Here is a 15,585-nt window from a genome sequence, read left to right on the forward strand (position 1 = left end):
AGGCCGGACCAGTGCCGCGGGGATGGCCCCCGCCCGCGGGGTCGGACCACCGCCACAAGGCCGGAGCATCGCGGCGGACCGGACCGACGCCCCGAGGCCGCACCACCACACCAACGACCAGGAGCCAGGGCCGCGCCACCACACCAACGCCGGACCGACACCCCCCGGGGGCGGGCCGGAAGTCGCCCCGGCCCGCCCCCGCAGCAACGGACACGCGTAACCCGCTCAGCGGACCGACGTGCTCACACAGCGGGCGCGTCCGGACCGATCCGGCTGCGCACCGCCGACTGCACGTCGTCCTCCTCGGCGGGATCCGCGGCGAGCCGCCGGAGGCGGTTCACGACGCGGGCGTCACCGGTCTCTGCGTGCCGGGCGGCGACTTCGCGGGTGGACTCCTCGCAGTCCCACAGGCACTCGACGGCGAACCCCGCGGCGAACGAGGGATCGGTGGCGGCAAGGGCGCGGGCGGCGCGGCCCCTGAGGTGGGAGGAGGCGGTCTCGCGGTAGACATGGCGCAGGACGGGCGCCGCGCAGCCGATGCCGAGGCGTCCCGCGCCGTCGACGAGCGGCCACAGGGTCGGCGCGTCGGGGCCTTCCCCGCGCACTTCCTCGCGGAGCGCGGCGAGTACGAGCCTGCTGTCCTGGGCGCCGCCCCGGCAGGCGAGCATGCGTCCGGCGGCGGCGCCGAGCGTGTCGGGGCGCCCCGCCCACTGCCGAGCGCGCTCGACGGCGGCGACGGACCGCATCCGCTCGAAGGTCTCGGCGGCGATGTCGACGACGACCCGTGACGGGCTCTGCGCCGCTTCTTCGAGGAGGTCGAGCACATCGGGGTCGTGCACATCGGCCAGGTAGCGCAAGGCCGTGCCGCGCGCCCCGTCCGTGCCGTGCCGCGCCGCGTCCAGTATGTCGGCGCGGTCCTCGGGTCCGGCGACGGCGGCGAGACAGCGGGCGGCCGGCACATGCAGCGCGGCACCCCGCTCCAGGCCTTCCTGGGCCCAGGCGAGCACGGCCTGGACGCTCCAGCCGGGGCGCGGCCCGGAGGGGGCGAGCTGCCGCTGCCAGCGGTCGAAGGAGCCCCGTTCGGCGGCGGCGCGCACGCGGGCGCCGATCTCGGGGCGCGGATCCTCCGCCCACAGGCGCCAGGGCCTGGGTTCGAAGGCGTCGCGGACGGCGACGGCCAGTTCGGCCTCGCCCTCCGCGTCGGTGGGGAATCTGGCCAGCACGGGCCCCGCGAGGGCGCGCAGTCCGGCGTCGTCGTCGCGCAGGGCCAGCTCGTCGAGCGCCCAGGCCCAGTTCGCGCCGTGCTCCGCGTACCTGCGCAGCAGGTGCAGGGCGTCCGCCCTGTCGTACGAGGCGAGGTGGCCGAGCACGGACAGCGCGAGCCCCGTACGGGTGTCGTCGGGGTCGTGCGCGTCGTCGGGGTCGAAGAGATGGCGCTCGATGGCGCCGAGCTCGCCGTTCAGGTCGAGGTAGAGCCGCGCGTAGTACAGGGAGCGGTTCTCCACCTGCCAGTCGTGCCGCGGATCGTGCAGCACGCAGTGGTCCAGGGCGGAGAGCGCCTCCGACCGCGGTGCGGTGAGCGCGTGCAGCGTGCCGTCGCCGCGGCCCCGCTGGAGCAGGCCGAGCAGCGTACCGCTGGGCGCTATGACCGGTTCGAACATGGGAAACAGCCTCACATCAAGCGTCGACGCAACCGGGGAATCCGCACTACCTGGCCGTGCGCCAACACGTCGGGCCGCCCGCCGTCTCTTGCTTGCTGTAGACCATCTTCCTCTGCCTCTCGTCGGTGACCCGGGAGGGTCCCGGACGGGGAGTCCGGGGCCGGGCCGCTCACGGTCCGCGCGCTGCGGCAACACCTGCCCCGACGTCGCGTCCGTGAATCACGTCGTCATGATGACCCAGCGGTTCAGCCCGCCGCGACCACATTTCCGGCGCCCCCGTCGCGCCAGGTCGCGTACCCCGCTCAGGCGGCCCCGAACAGGGCGAGCAGCTCCGCCTTGCCGAACATGCGCGCGGTGTCGATCGCCGACGGCGTCCCCGCGGCCGGATCGGCGCCGCCGTCGAGCAGCGCGTGGACCACGTCGTCGGAGCCCTTGAAGACGGCACCCGCGAGGGGGGTCTGCCCCTTGTCGTTGGCGCGGTCGGCGTCCGCTCCCCGCTCCACCAGGGCCCGTACGGCCGCCGCGTGGCCGTGGTAGGCGGCCAGCATGAGGAGCGAGTCGCCGTTGTCGTTGGTGAGGTTCACGGGCACGCCCGCGTCCACGTAGGCGGCGAGCGCGTCGGTGTCGCCCGCGCGCGCCAGATCGAAGACCTTGCCCGCCAGCTCCACGACCTCGGGGTCGAGGGCTTCGCTCATGGTGATGACCGCCTTTCGCGCTCGGTGCTCTCGCGCTTCGGTGTGGCTCGACGCGCGTCTCGACATGGGGTTCGGCGCACGTCTCGACGTGAGTCTCGACGTGAGCCGATGTACGACTCCTCCGGCAGGTTCCACGAACTCCACCGGCCGCGCAGCCGTGCGGGCTGCCCAGGCCGTGCAGCCGTACGAGTGAATCGACAGGGTACTGCCCGTCGCGGCACATGACCGACCGTGCCCGAGGCAAAGATCGCACCGGGGGACGGACACCCGTCTCGACCGGGGGACGCACACCCGTCTCGACACTGCCCTCGACACCCCTCCGGACGTGCGCGACCGGCTCAGCGAGCCATGCCGTTCGAGTGAAATATCGGAAATTTACCCCAATTGCACCCTTTATCGTATGGATACATGCTGTGAGCCTGGAAGAACTCATGGTGACTGTCCCCCTCGATCAGGAGAACTCTCATGGTCCTGTCCATTTCCGGTGTCGTACTGCTCGGCATCATCGTCTTCCTCTTCTTCCGCAAGGACGGGCTCAAGGCGTCCCACGCCCTGGTCTGCGCCCTCTTCGGGTTCTTCCTGGCTGGCACCGCCATCGCACCGAGCATCAAGGCGGGCAGCGCGAGCCTCGCCAGCCTGCTCGGCGGCATCAAGTTCTGACGGCTTCGCCCTTCACCCCACCTCCAGGAGACCGACGTGGACCGGCGCCCTCTCCCCCGCATCCTGAGCAACGGCAGCGACCGGATCGCCCGGGGCCGGGAACACCTCGCGCGCAGTCGCGAGCTGGCCCGGTCGGCCGCCGACGGTGCCACCGACGTCCTCCACCCGCTGATCACGATCACACGCGGGTTGCGCCGCCTCGCGGGAGCCGGGCGGCGCAAGTGGACAGCGACCCCCAAGGACCGGCGCGGCCCCCTGCTGTTCCTGGTGGCGTCCGTGTTCCTGGTGGTGGTCCTGATGCCGTACGGTCCGCTGCTCGCCGCCGTCTGCCTGATGGGGGCGGCCGCCTGGACCGGCCGCGAACGCACCGAGCCGGCCCCCTCCGGCCCGGACGACGCGCAGTCCGAGCGCCTGCAGTCGCTCTACGAGGCGCTCGTGCCGTACTTCTCCGTCCCCGACGACCCCAGTCCGCTGTTCGCCCACGGCGGCGAGTGGGACAAGGCCTTCACGGCGTACGAGTTCGACGACGACGGCCGCGTCTCGCGTCTGGAGGTGCGCTATCCCGCGTACTTCACCGACGGCGAGGCCGCCGCGCGGGCACGGATCGAGCAGGTCCTGCACGCCAAGTCGGGCCGCGGCCGCGAGTACCACTTCACCTGGGACGAGGAGGGCAACACCCTCACCGTCACCGTGCTGCCGCCGCTGCCCACCGACATCGCCGCGCAGCGCTTCGTCACCGCTCCCGGTGAGACCGTGCTCGGCTTCACCGACCCGAGCGGGGTGCAGCGCACCCTGCCCGTGACCGACGGCGACGCACAGCGCGACGTGCCGCCCGTCGTGTGGCGCACCGGCAGCCGCTCCACCGAGCCGCATCTGCTGGTCCTCGGCCAGCCCGGCAGCGGCACCACGAGCCTGCTGCGCTCCGTCGCCCTCCAGGCACTCCAGTACGGCGACGTCGTCGTCGTCGAGGGCAGCGGCAGCGCCGACTACGCGTGCCTGGCCGGACGCGACGGCGTGCTGGCCGTCGAGTGCGGTCTCGCCGGGGCTCTCGCCAGCCTGGAGTGGGCCGCGCACGAGACCGAGCGGCGCCTCATCGCGGCGAACCGGGCCCGGCAGGCCGGTCATCCGCCGCCCGAGGACACCAGGCGGCCGCTGTGGATCGTCATCGACCGGCCCAGCGTCCTCGGTCATCTGGCCGCGGCCGACGGGCACCAGGATCCGCAGGACCTGCTCCAGGTGCCCCTGCGGCACGGGCGTGCCGCCGGTGTCACCGTCGTCGTGGCCGACCAGCTCGACTGCCTGGACGCCCTCAGTGACGCCGTGCACCGGCACACCCGCGCGCGCGTGGTGCTCGGTCCTGCCACGTTCGATCAGGTCCAGGCCGTGCTGGGGGCGGCGCCGCACACCACTCCCGCGGGGGACATGCCCGCGGGGCGGGGGTACGCCCGGCTCGGGGCCGGTGCCGTGCACCGTCTTCAGGTTCCCGCGACTCCCGACCCGTACGACGACGCCACCAGCGACGCGCATCGCCGGGCCGTCCTCGCCCTGCTTCCGGGGCGGGCGGCCTCGGCGGACGCCTCGCTCGCGCCTGCGGCGGTCGCCGAGGGGTGAGGCGCCCGGGGCCGTCGGCCTTCCCGGGGCGCCCCAGGCCCGCCCTCTTCCCGTAACCAGGGGCGTTGCGCCCCCTGGACCCCAGCTCTGTCGGCGCTTCGCGCCTCGTCCTCAAACGCCGGACGGGCTGAGAACGTCGCCGCGCGCGCCGGAGGGCGGGCGTCTCACGCCACGAAGGCGTGTGTCCCCTCCGCCTCGGGGGTGCCGCCCGTGCCCGACTCCACCAGGCGGGCCGCCGCGGCGAGGCGGGCCGCCGCCTCGTCCGCCACCGCGCCGCCGACAGTGAACGGAAGGCGCACATAGCCCTCGAAGGCCCCGTCGACGCCGAAGCGGGGCCCGGAGGGCACGCGTACGCCCACGCGTTCGCCGACCTCGGCCAGGCGGGAGCCGGAGAGGCCGCCGGTGCGGACCCACAGCGTCAGGCCGCCGCGCGGGACGTCGAAGTCCCAGCCGGGCAGCTCGCGGCGGACCGCGGCGACGAGTGCGTCACGGTTGTCGCGGGCCTGGTCCCTGCGCACGTCGACAGCCTGCTGCCAGCCACCGGTGCTGAGCAGCCAGTTCAGGGCCAGCTGTTCGAGGACGGGGGTGCCGAGGTCGGCGTACGCGCGGGCCGCCACGAGGCTGCGGATCACGTCGGGCGCGGCCCGCACCCAGCCGATCCGCATACCGGCCCAGAACGCCTTGCTCGCCGAGCCGACGGTGATCACGGTGGACCCGGCGGGGTCGAACCCGCAGACGGGGCGCGGCATCTCCAGGTCCTCGTCGAGGCGGAGTTCGCTCATGGTCTCGTCGACGACTAGGACCGTGCCCGCGTGCCGGGCCGCGTCGACCAGGCGGCGGCGCTGGTCGTCGTCGGCGAGCGCGCCGGTGGGGTTGTGGAAGTCGGCGACGACGTACGCGAGGCGCGGCGCGGCGTCCCGCAGGACCTGGCGCCAGCGGTCCATGTCCCAGCCGCCGAGGCCCTCGGCCATCGCCACGGGCACCAGGCGCGCGCCCGCCTCCCGCATGAGCTGGAGGATGTTGGCGTACGACGGGGACTCCACGGCGATGCGCTCGCCGCGGCCCGCGAAGAGGTGGCAGATCGCGTCGATGGCGCCCATCGCACCGGTGGTGACCATGATCTGCTCCGGCATGGTCGGTATCCCGCGCGCGGTGTAGCGCTCCGCCAGCATGGCGCGCAGCGCGGGCAGGCCCGCCGGGTAGTCGCCGTGGGTGTGGGCGTAGGGAGGGAGTTCCTCCAGGGCGCCCTGGACGGAACGGGTGAGCCAGGGCTCGGGGGCGGGCAGGGCCGCGCAGCCGAGGTCGATCATCGAGCCGAGCGCTTCGGGGGGCAGGGGTTCCAGGCCGCGCGCGGGCAGCGGGTTGCCAGCCGGTACGGCGGTCCAGCTGCCCGCTCCCCTGCGGGACTCCAGGAACCCTTCGGTGCGCAGCGCCTCGTACGCCGCGGCGACCGTGGTCCGGCTGACGGCGAGCGCGACGGCCAGCTCACGTTCGGCGGGCAGCCGGGCGGCCACGGGAACGCGCCCCTCCAGGACCAGGAGGCGGATACCGTCGGCCAGGGCGCGGTACGCGGGCGGGCGGCGGGTGCCCGCGCCCGCGGGACGCGCCTGCTGGGAGGAGAGCAGCCGGGCGAGCTGGGTTGAGCCCACCGCCGATGTCCACTGAGCCATGATCCCAGTCCACCTTCATCGAATTGGCCATGGTTGGCGCCTGGCGCCACGCCACAGAGTGTCATGAGCCAGGCCACTACCACCACGGGGGCTTCCTTTGTCCAGTACGCCGACTCCAGGGACGCCGACTCCAGGTCGCTCCGCTCCGCGGCACCTCGCGCGCCGCCTCGTACAGCTCTACGTCGGCCTCGCCCTGTTCGGCGCGAGCTCCGCGCTCCTGCTGCGTTCGGGCCTCGGCCTGGAGCCGTGGAACGTACTGCACGAGGGTCTGGCGGAACGGACCGGGATGTCGATCGGCGTCGTGTCGATCGTCATCGGTGCCGCGGTGCTGCTGCTGTGGATACCGCTGCGCCAGCGTCCCGGCCTCGGCACGGTGTCGAACGTCTTCGTCGTCGGCCTGGCGATGGACGGCACGCTCGCCCTGGTGCCCGACGCGCACGGTCTCGGCGTCCGCGTCCCGCTGATGGTCGCCGGAATCGTCCTCAACGGCGTGGCGACCGGCCTCTACATAGCGGCCAGGTTCGGTCCCGGACCCCGCGACGGCCTGATGACGGGCCTGCACGACCGGACCGGCCGTTCCATCCGCCTGATGCGCACGATGGTGGAGGTCGTGGTGGTCGTCACCGGCTTCCTGCTCGGCGGCACCGTCGGCGTGGGCACCGTCCTGTACGCCCTGGCCATCGGCCCGCTCGCGCAGCTCTTCCTGCGTCTCTTCGCCGTGCCCGCTCCATCCGCGAGCCGTACGGTGGCCGCCGCGGAGCCATCGGAGCAGGCGATACTGCATCGGTGACCCCGCGCGTACGCCATCCCTACCTCGATCATCCGGGCCCCCTCGCCTTCGCCCACCGCGGCGGCGCGGCCGACGGCCTGGAGAACACCGTGACCGCTTTCCGGCGTGCCGTCGACGCCGGTTACCGGTACATCGAGACGGATGTGCACGCCACGTCGGACGGCAGGCTCGCCGCCTTCCACGACGCGACGCTCGACCGGGTCACGGACGCCGCGGGGCGGATCGCGGACCTCCCCTGGAGCGAGGTGAGCCGCGCGCGGGTCGCGGGCAGCGAACCGGTGCCCCTCTTCGAGGACCTCCTCCAGGAGTTCCCCGACGTCCGCTGGAACGTGGACGTCAAGGCGGAGCCCGCCCTGTTGCCGCTCCTCGACCTGCTGGAGCGCACGCGCGCGTGGGGCCGGGTCTGCGTCGGCTCGTTCTCGGAGGCGCGCGTGGCCCGCGCCCAGCGCGTCGCGGGGCCACGCCTTGCCACGTCCTTCGGGACGCGCGGCGTCCTGGGGCTGCGGCTGCGCTCCCTCGGGATGCCCGCCATCCCCAGGATCTCGGCGGTGTGCGCCCAGGTGCCGGAGACGCAGTCGGGCGTCCGGGTCGTCGACCACCGCTTCGTGCGCACCGCCCACGCGCGCGGGCTCCAGGTCCATGTGTGGACGGTCAACGACGCCGCTCGCATGCACGCCCTGCTCGACCTGGGCGTCGATGGCATCATGACGGACCACATCCAGACGCTGCGCGACGTGCTCGAGGACCGCGGGACCTGGGTCTGACCACCGGGACCGACAGCGGCGCGCCGCGGCGGCCCGGGACCGGCCAGGACTCCCGGGGCCGCCACCACCTGGCCATCTGGCCACCTGGAGCACGAGCACCGACAGCGAGGGATCACGGTTTGAGCACCGACACCGTGCGTACGACGACAGCCGAGGACCCGGACGCCCGGCTGCGCCGCCGGTACGAACAGCGCGGCTGGTACTTCTACGACTGGGCGTGCTCGGTCTACTCGACGAGCGTCCTGACCGTGTTCCTCGGCCCCTACCTCACGGAGATAGCCAAGTCCGCGGCCGATCCGGACGGCTGCGTGCACCCGCTCGGCGTCCCCGTGAGCGCGGGTTCGTACTTCGCGTACACCGTCTCGGCGTCCGTGCTCGTGTCGGTCCTGGTGATGCCCTTCGCGGGCGCCGCCGCCGACCGTACGGGCCGCAAGAAGCCGCTCCTCGCCACGGCCGCCTACCTGGGGGCGGCGGCGACCGCCGGCATGTTCTTCCTGGACGGCGACCGCTATCTCCTGGGCGGCCTGCTCCTGATCGTCGCCAACGCCTCGCTCGCCGTGTCGATGGTGCTCTACAACGCCTACCTGCCGCAGATCGCGCCTCCGGAGGAGCGTGACGCGGTGTCCGCGCGGGGCTGGGCCTTCGGCTACGCGTCGGGTGCGCTCGTCCTGATGGCGAACCTCGTGCTGTTCCTGGCCCACGACACGTTCGGCGTCTCCGAAGCGACCGCCGTCAGGATCTGCCTGGCGTCGGCGGGCGTGTGGTGGGGCGCGTTCACGCTCGTACCGCTGCGGCGGCTGCGCGACCGCGCGAAGGAGCCCTCGGCGGCGGCCCCGCGCCACGGCTGGGGGCAGCTCGCCGCGACGGTGCGCGACATGCGCCGCCACCCGCACACGCTCGCGTTCCTCCTCGCCTACCTCGTCTACAACGACGGTGTGCAGACGGTGATCTCGCAGGCGTCCGTGTACGGCTCGGAGGAGCTGGGGCTCGGCCAGTCGACGTTGATCGTGGCGGTGCTCCTGGTGCAGGTGCTCGCGGTGGCCGGCGCGCTCGCGATGGGCAGGCTCGCCCGTACCCACGGGGCCAAGCGGACCATCCTGGGTTCCCTCGTCGCCTGGACCGTGACGATCGGCGCCGGGTCCTTCCTGCCCGCGGGGGCGCCGGTGTGGTTCTTCGTGCTGGCCGTCGGCATCGGTCTGGTCCTCGGCGGCACCCAGGCCCTCTCCCGGTCCCTCTTCTCGCATCTCGTACCGCCCGGCAAGGAAGCGGAGTACTTCTCGGCGTACGAGGTCAGCGACCGGGGCATGGCCTGGCTCGGCCCGCTGATTTTCGGCCTGACCTACCAGCTCACGGGCTCGTACCGGGACGCGATCATGTCCCTGGCGGTGTTCTTCTTGATCGGTTTCGCCCTGCTTGCGCGGGTACCCGTACGGCGTGCGGTGCGCGACGCGGGCAACCCGGTTCCCGACCGGATTTAGCTTCTGGCGGCGAAGAACGGTAGTGTACGCGTTTGGCCTGCCAGGCGGACCGTTACTGCGCGCTGAGGATTCGGAAGCGCTGGGTGACATCTGCTGCCAGATGTGACAAACCGGGCGCTGGTGGGTACAACAAGGGGCGGCATACGACGGCGACGCATGACCCTGAACGGGAATCTTTACCGCCGACCGGACGTTGACCGGATGACGACGACAGCGACACCTGTCCTGTGGGCGACAAGCCCGGGAGGCACGATTCATGAGTGAGCGAGCTCTTCGCGGCACGCGCCTCGTGGTGACCAGCTACGAGACCGACCGCGGCATCGACCTGGCCCCGCGCCAGGCCGTGGAGTACGCATGCCAGAACGGACATCGTTTCGAGATGCCGTTCTCGGTGGAGGCGGAGATCCCGCCGGAGTGGGAGTGCAAGGTCTGCGGGGCCCAAGCACTTCTCGTGGACGGCGACGGACCTGAGGAGAAGAAGGGCAAGCCCGCGCGTACGCACTGGGACATGCTCATGGAGCGCCGCACCCGCGAGGAACTCGAAGAGGTCCTCGAGGAGCGCTTGGCGGTTCTCCGGTCCGGTGCGATGAATATTGCGGTGCATCCGCGCGACAGCCGCAAGTCCGCGTAGGCGCGCTGGACCGCGGAGCGGAAGCACGACGAGGGCGGGCCCACTGCTGTTGCAGTGGGCCCGCCCTCGTCGTGTGTCGCTGTCCCGGGGCTCTGCCCCGGGACCCGTATCGGCGCTTCGCGCCTCGTCCTCAATCGCCGGACAGGCTGGATACTTCGCCGGTGCGGCGATTTCTTCCGGTGCGGCGAAGATCTTTCAGCCCGTCCGGCGTTTGATGACGAGGCGCGAAGCGCCGACAGGGCTGGGGTCCAGGGGGCGCAGCGCCCCTGGTGACGGGAAAGGGGCGGGCCTGGGGCGCCCCGCGCGGGCCCGGCTCAGCGCGGGAGCTGCGGATCGTCCGAGCCCCGCCCGGGCGTCGGCCCCGGCCCCGGCGGCTGGTCCTCGCGGACGACCTCGCCCTGGACGACCTTGCCGTCGGGATGCCGCATCCGAGCCTGCTGGAACGCGCCCCCGAACCCCCCGGGAGCGGCCGCAGCGGCTTCCCGCACCTTGCGCTCGAAGGCCCGCTCCGCCCGTCGGCTGAGAGCCTTCTGGAGCGGCGGCAGCAGGAGCAGAAGGCCGAGCGCGTCGGAGACGAGGCCCGGCAGGATCAGCAGCAGCCCGCCGAGCATGGTCCACGCGCCACCGCCCCCGGAGCCCTCCGTGGCCGCGGCGGCCCCGCTCTGCTGCTGTTGCAGCGCCTCGCTCAGGTTCTTGAAGGCGCGGCGCCCGGCCCGCTTGATGACCAGGGAGCCGAGCACGAGGCCCGCCACCAGGAGCAGGAACACGGTCAGCCCGCCGGCGGCGCCCGCCACGACGGTCAGCAGCCAGATCTCCAGGACCAGCCACGCGACGAGGCCGAGCGGCAGGAACCGGAGCACCCGGGAGCGCCGGGGCCGGGCGGGCTGAGTGGGAGGCGGTGCGCCAGTCGTCATGCCCCCAGTGTGCCTGGCCCCGGCTCAGGCCTGCGTAAGTGGGTGATCATTACCGGGGCGGGTGACCATTACCGGGGGTCGCCCGGCGCTCCGGGCTCCCGGCCGTCGGACGACGGATCGACCGCCCCCGGCTCGACGGACGGCGCGACGGCACGGGGCTCGGCGGACGGCTCGACCGCACGGGAGTCAGCGGCAGCCTCGGCCGCACGGGGCTCATCAGCGGCCTCGGCCGCACGGGGCTCGCCGGACGGCGCGACCGCACGGGGCTCAGCAGCAGCCTCGGCCGCACGACCGTCACCAGCAGCCGCTCCAGCTGCCGTCGCTTCAGCTGCCGTCGCTCCAGCAGCCGCTCCACCCGCCCGGGACACCCCGGGGCCCCCGGAGGCCCCCCTGCCCCCGAGCACCTTGCCGACCCGCTCCCGCACCCCCCAGGCCGTGACCCGCCACAGCGCCTCGGCGACGATGTCGCGGCTCATCTTGCTGTCGCCGAGTTCCCGCTCCACGAAGGTGATGGGCACCTCCACGACGTGGTAGCCCGCCTTGATCGCGCGGCGGGCCAGGTCGACCTGGAAGCAGTAGCCCTGGGACGCCACGTCGCCGAGGCCGAGGCCCTCCAGGGTCTCGCGGCGGAAGGCGCGGTAGCCGCCGGTGACGTCGCGCACCGGCACGTCGAGGAGCAGCCGGGAGTAGGTGGAGCCACCGCGGGAGAGGAACTCGCGGGACTTGGGCCAGTTCACGACCCGGCCGCCGGGCACCCAGCGCGATCCGAGCACCAGGTCGGCGCCCTTGAGGGCGGTGAGCAGGCGGGGCAGCTCCTCGGGCTGGTGGGAGCCGTCGGCGTCCATCTCGACCAGGACGCCGTAGCCGTGCTCCAGGCCCCAGGAGAAGCCCGCGAGGTAGGCGGCGCCGAGGCCCTCCTTGCCCTTGCGGTGCAGCACGTGGACGTGCTCGTCGTCGACCGAGAGCTCGTCGGCGATCTTGCCGGTGCCGTCGGGGCTGTTGTCGTCGGCGACGAGGACGTGCGCGTCGGGCACGGCGGTGCGCACCCGGCCGACGATCGCCTGGATGTTCTCCGCCTCGTTGTAGGTCGGGATGATCACCAAGGCCCGGCCGAGCGGGCCGAACCGGCGCCCCGCGTCCGCTGCTTCGCTGATCCCGCCGCCGTTGCTCACTGCTGCCCCTTCGTTCGTACGCAGGGGACCACCATAGTGGGCCGGGCCTGGGGTGTTGCGACGGCGCGGTACGAAAGGGGCGGCGCGGAGGAGCGATACTGCGGATCGGGCCCGGCGCCCTTCGGGCCGGCCTGGGACCCGCTGGCTGCGGATCGACCGAGTGCCGTTGTCTACTGAGCGTCCGGGCCCCATCCGGGTCGCACCTCCCCCGAGCTCCGGGGAGCAGGAGGGACGGCCCCCTTCCGGCGGCTGCGTTCCCGCGCCGACGCGTCGAGGACGCTGGACCTGGCTCCCAGCGGCGGAGCGCCGGTTGGCGCACCGCCCATGATCCAGCGGCGTTCGACGCTTGTGGGCAGGGTCGCCGGTCGGACGTCCTGTGGTGGACGCGGCCGAAACTACCCGCCGACGACGGACGTCTGTCAATAGCCGTTTGACCTGCGATGTTTGCGTAGATCAGCAGGTCAGTGGCGAGGTGCCGGGGCCGGGCGACGCGCCGTGTGGCCCCGTTCGGAGCCGCGCCGCACCCCTGACATCACTCGTTAGGCCGTACGAATACCGTCCGGCCCCCGACCACGGTCCGCAGGCATACGGGCAGTTCGGAGCCGGGGGCGAGGTCGGGCAGGCCGGGGGTGCCGGAGCGCGGATCGGTGGACCAGCGGGCGACCCGGTCGTCGGGGGCCTGGACGACGAGTTCCCCGGTGCGCCACACGGCGTAGTCGGCGGGGGCGCCGGGCACCAGGGTGCCCGCGTCGTCACGGCCCACGGCCCGCCAGCCGCCCCGCGTGTGGGCGGTGAACGCGGCCCGCACGGACACCCGGTGCTCCGGCGTGCGGTGGAAGGCGGCGGCGCGGACGGTGCCCCAGGGGTCGAGCGGCGTGACGGGGCTGTCGGAGCCGAAGGCCAGCGGAACACCGGCGCGCAGGAGGGCCGCGTACGGGTTGAGGGAGCGGGCTCGTCCGGGGCCGAGGCGCTGCGCGTACATGCCCTCGTCGCCGCCCCACAGCGCGTCGAAGGCGGGCTGCACGGACGCGGTGAGGCCGAGTTCGGCGAAGGCGGCGACGGTCTCGGGGGTGAGCATCTCGGCGTGCTCGACGCGGTGCCGCGCCGCGCGCACCCGGGCGAGCCCCACCGTCCCGGCCGCCGCGCGCACGCCCTCCACGACGGCCGCCACGGCGGCGTCCCCGATGGCGTGGAAACCTGCCTGCATGCCCGCCTCCGCACACGCCGTCACGTGCGCGGCGACGTCGCCCGCGGTCAGGTACGCGTTTCCGTGGGACGCCCCGCACGGCCGCCCCTCGGCCGCGGACCCGGCCGTTCCGGCGCCGGCCCCCGCCGCCCCGGCGCCCCCGTGGACCGCGGTTCCGGCCGTCCCGGCGCCCCCGTCGGCGTACGACTCGCCCAGCCATGCCGTGTGTGAACCGAGCGCCCCGTCCACGAAGAGGTCACCGGCCGCGCCCGCCGCGCCCAGCTCCCGTGCGCGGGCCACGCCTTCGGGCCCCTGCTCGGCCCAGTAGCCGACGACGCGCGGGCCCGCCTCCGCCGCCGCGAGGGCGAGCAGTGCCGTGAAGTCGTCCTCGTCGGAGATGGCGGGGCCCCCGCACTCGTGCACCGATCCGATGCCGAGCGACGCGGCGTGCCGGAGCGCGGCCTGCTGCGCCTCGCGCCGCTGCACGGCTGTCACGGCCGCGTGCGCCGCGGCACGGACGGCGTGGTGCGCGTCGGCGGTCAGCGGCGCGTCCGCGTGGAACCCGGCCTTCTCGGTGATCCCCGGCACGAGGTCGAGGAGCGCGGTGGTGGCGACGGCGGAGTGCACGTCGATGCGCGTCAGATAGAGCGGGCGCCCGCCGGTGGCCTCGTCGAGCTCCGCGCGCGTGGGCGGCCTGCCGCCGGGCCAGCGGGCGGCGTCCCAGCCGTGGCCGAGCAGCACCCGGTCGTGCGGTCGTGCGGCAGCGTGTTCGCGTACGAGAACGAGCGCGTCGTTCAGGTTCCGGGCGCGCGAGAGGTCGAGGCCCATGAGCGCGATGCCGGTGGCCGTGGTGTGCACATGGGCATCGGTGAAGGCCGGGGTGACCAGCGCGCCTTCCAGGTCGACGGTCTCGTCGACGCCATCGGCGAAGGCGTCGGCCGCACCCTCGGAACCGACCCAGGCGACATGCCCCCGCTCGACGACCATCGCGGTCGCGAAGGGATCGGCGGGGCTGTGGACTTCTCCGCCGCGCAGCAGGACGGTGCGGTGCCCGCTCTCGGGCGTGGTGCGCTCGCTCATGGGGACCAGTCTCGCGCCTGGACGCGCGCGGGCCGCCCGCGGGGTCCCCGGCGGATCCACGGACCCCCCGCTGGCCCGCGGGGTCAGACCCGCGGGGTCAGATCCGCGGCGGGCGCGCCTCGTACGGCGTGGACAGGCAGACCGTGGTGTGCGTGGAGACACCGGCGAGCGTGCGTAGCCTCGCCAGCAGGTTCTCCAGTTCGTGCGGGGTCGCGACCCGGACCTTGAGCAGGTAGTTCTCCGCTCCCGCGACGCTGTGGCAGGCCTCGATCTCGGGCACGCCGGCGAGCCGCTCGGCGATGTCGTCGGGCGCGCTGGGGTCGAACGGCTTCACCGCGATGAACGCCGTGAGCGGCAGGCCGACGGCTTCGGGGTCGACGACCGCGGCATATCCGCGGATCACCCCGCGCTGCTCGAGGCGGCGCACCCGCTGGTGCACCGCTGACGTGGACAGGCCCGTGGCCTTGCCCAGGTCGGTGTAGCTCATCCGCCCGTCCTTGACGAGCAGCTGCACGATCTGTCGGTCCAGCTCCTCCATGCGCAGAACCTACAGGTCCCTTGATCCTCACCGATACCTGAGCGGCGCAAGCGGCACCCTCCGACGCTCGCGCCCCGGTGGAGGGTCGCTCGATCATCGCCCGCGCGCCCCGGCGCCCACCCCCGCGCGGAACGGCATCTTCATCCGGCATGTGACGAACGCCACAGGCCTGTGGCCGTGTCCATCGGGCAGGAGCGATTACCCCCAGGACCGGACGGGAAGTGCTTGCTGTGGTCGAGGCCGCAGTGCCTGGTCGGCCCACCCGAGGGGGAGATTCCCATGCAGAACCTGAAGCGCCCCGATCGTTCCGCGCGCCGCAAGGAGCAGTCCGTCGAGCTCGAGCCCGCCCCGGAGGGCGTCGAACAGACGGACATCGCCGACGACGAGCCCGACGCGTACGACACCTTCGAGATGTACCGCGTGATCTGCCCGGACTGCGCCAAGACCATCGCGCTCCTGGCGGACGAGGACGTCCTGCCCGAGCACGCGCTGTGCGCCACACCGTGGAACCCGTTCGGACTCACCGTCTGTGCGGGCACCGGCCGCCCGGCGGCCGAGGCGGAGCCCGCGGACGAGTCCCTGGAGGCCCAGGAGCAGGACACCGCGCTGCTCCTGACGCTGCCTCAGGGCCTCGACTGGCGCACGCAGCCGTTCTCGCACGTGGGCGGCCCCGGTTCGCGCCCGATCCGCGTGCCCCGGCAGTCCGGCCGCGCGGCGGCCTGACCCCCGGCAGCG

At 73.5% G+C, this 15,585-nt stretch carries 13 protein-coding genes and 1 pseudogene; 7 read left to right on the forward strand and 7 right to left on the reverse strand.

The features are described 5' to 3' along the window. Positions 1-242 precede the first annotated feature (242 nt). Positions 243-1,661, reverse strand: coding sequence for a hypothetical protein (locus tag GPA10_RS21980; RefSeq protein ID WP_058851947.1), 1,419 nt, complete (start codon positions 1,659-1,661; stop codon positions 243-245). A gap of 302 nt (positions 1,662-1,963) precedes the next feature. Next, positions 1,964-2,356: an ankyrin repeat domain-containing protein gene (locus tag GPA10_RS21985; protein WP_157167008.1), complete on the reverse strand. Its 393-nt coding sequence runs from the start codon at positions 2,354-2,356 to the stop codon at positions 1,964-1,966. A 465-nt stretch (positions 2,357-2,821) separates the two neighbouring features. Here GPA10_RS21985 and GPA10_RS21990 point away from each other — a divergent pair, with 465 nt between their 5' ends. Both GPA10_RS21990 and GPA10_RS21995 read left to right on the forward strand, forming a co-directional pair. Next, the gene (locus tag GPA10_RS21990; RefSeq protein WP_030560547.1) at positions 2,822-3,016 is read left to right on the forward strand and encodes a hypothetical protein; all 195 of its coding nucleotides are present in this window, start codon (positions 2,822-2,824) and stop codon (positions 3,014-3,016) included. A gap of 36 nt (positions 3,017-3,052) precedes the next feature. Continuing rightward, a complete protein-coding gene (locus GPA10_RS21995; protein ID WP_343041206.1) occupies positions 3,053-4,627 on the forward strand; it encodes a hypothetical protein in 1,575 nt (524 codons plus the stop codon). Positions 4,628-4,791: 164 nt separating this feature from the next. Here the strand turns inward: GPA10_RS21995 and GPA10_RS22000 are convergent, their stop codons facing one another. After that, positions 4,792-6,297, reverse strand: a complete 1,506-nt coding sequence (locus tag GPA10_RS22000; RefSeq protein WP_157167009.1) for an SCO1417 family PLP biosynthesis transcription factor — start codon at positions 6,295-6,297, stop codon at positions 4,792-4,794. Positions 6,298-6,394: 97 nt separating this feature from the next. Here GPA10_RS22000 and yczE point away from each other — a divergent pair, with 97 nt between their 5' ends. From yczE to GPA10_RS22020, 4 genes are all read left to right on the forward strand, one after another. Beyond that, entirely contained in the window at positions 6,395-7,087 is a 693-nt protein-coding gene (yczE, locus tag GPA10_RS22005) for a membrane protein YczE (RefSeq protein ID WP_425505799.1), read from the forward strand. Beyond that, positions 7,084-7,851, forward strand: a complete 768-nt coding sequence (locus tag GPA10_RS22010) for a glycerophosphodiester phosphodiesterase family protein (RefSeq protein ID WP_058851942.1) — start codon at positions 7,084-7,086, stop codon at positions 7,849-7,851. Before yczE ends, GPA10_RS22010 begins: the two co-directional genes overlap by 4 nt. A 119-nt stretch (positions 7,852-7,970) precedes the next feature. Next, entirely contained in the window at positions 7,971-9,329 is a 1,359-nt protein-coding gene (locus tag GPA10_RS22015) for an MFS transporter (RefSeq protein ID WP_157167010.1), read from the forward strand. A 256-nt stretch (positions 9,330-9,585) separates the two neighbouring features. Next, a complete protein-coding gene (locus GPA10_RS22020) occupies positions 9,586-9,960 on the forward strand; it encodes an RNA polymerase-binding protein RbpA (protein ID WP_030360404.1) in 375 nt (124 codons plus the stop codon). A 314-nt stretch (positions 9,961-10,274) separates the two neighbouring features. On the opposite strand, the gene fxsA is transcribed toward GPA10_RS22020, so the two are convergent. The 4 genes and pseudogenes from fxsA to GPA10_RS22040 all read right to left on the reverse strand — a co-directional run bounded on the left by fxsA (position 10,275) and on the right by GPA10_RS22040 (position 14,850). Beyond that, positions 10,275-10,874 carry an FxsA family membrane protein gene (gene fxsA / locus GPA10_RS22025; protein WP_157167011.1) on the reverse strand — a complete coding sequence of 200 codons (600 nt, stop codon included), beginning with the start codon at positions 10,872-10,874 and terminating at the stop codon, positions 10,275-10,277. Positions 10,875-11,254: 380 nt separating this feature from the next. Beyond that, positions 11,255-12,046: pseudogene (locus tag GPA10_RS22030) on the reverse strand (polyprenol monophosphomannose synthase); the annotation flags it as partial. A gap of 532 nt (positions 12,047-12,578) precedes the next feature. After that, positions 12,579-14,312: an amidohydrolase gene (locus GPA10_RS22035; protein WP_157167012.1), complete on the reverse strand. Its 1,734-nt coding sequence runs from the start codon at positions 14,310-14,312 to the stop codon at positions 12,579-12,581. A gap of 97 nt (positions 14,313-14,409) precedes the next feature. Further along, complete coding sequence (locus tag GPA10_RS22040; RefSeq protein WP_030560539.1) at positions 14,410-14,850, reverse strand: Lrp/AsnC family transcriptional regulator; 441 nt, start codon at positions 14,848-14,850, stop codon at positions 14,410-14,412. A 279-nt stretch (positions 14,851-15,129) separates the two neighbouring features. On the opposite strand from GPA10_RS22040, the gene GPA10_RS22045 reads away from it, so the two are divergent. Continuing rightward, positions 15,130-15,573: a hypothetical protein gene (locus GPA10_RS22045; protein ID WP_058851938.1), complete on the forward strand. Its 444-nt coding sequence runs from the start codon at positions 15,130-15,132 to the stop codon at positions 15,571-15,573. Positions 15,574-15,585 lie beyond the last annotated feature (12 nt).

Origin of the sequence: Streptomyces typhae, from assembly GCF_009755605.1 — a bacterium.
Lineage (GTDB): Bacteria > Actinomycetota > Actinomycetes > Streptomycetales > Streptomycetaceae > Streptomyces > Streptomyces typhae.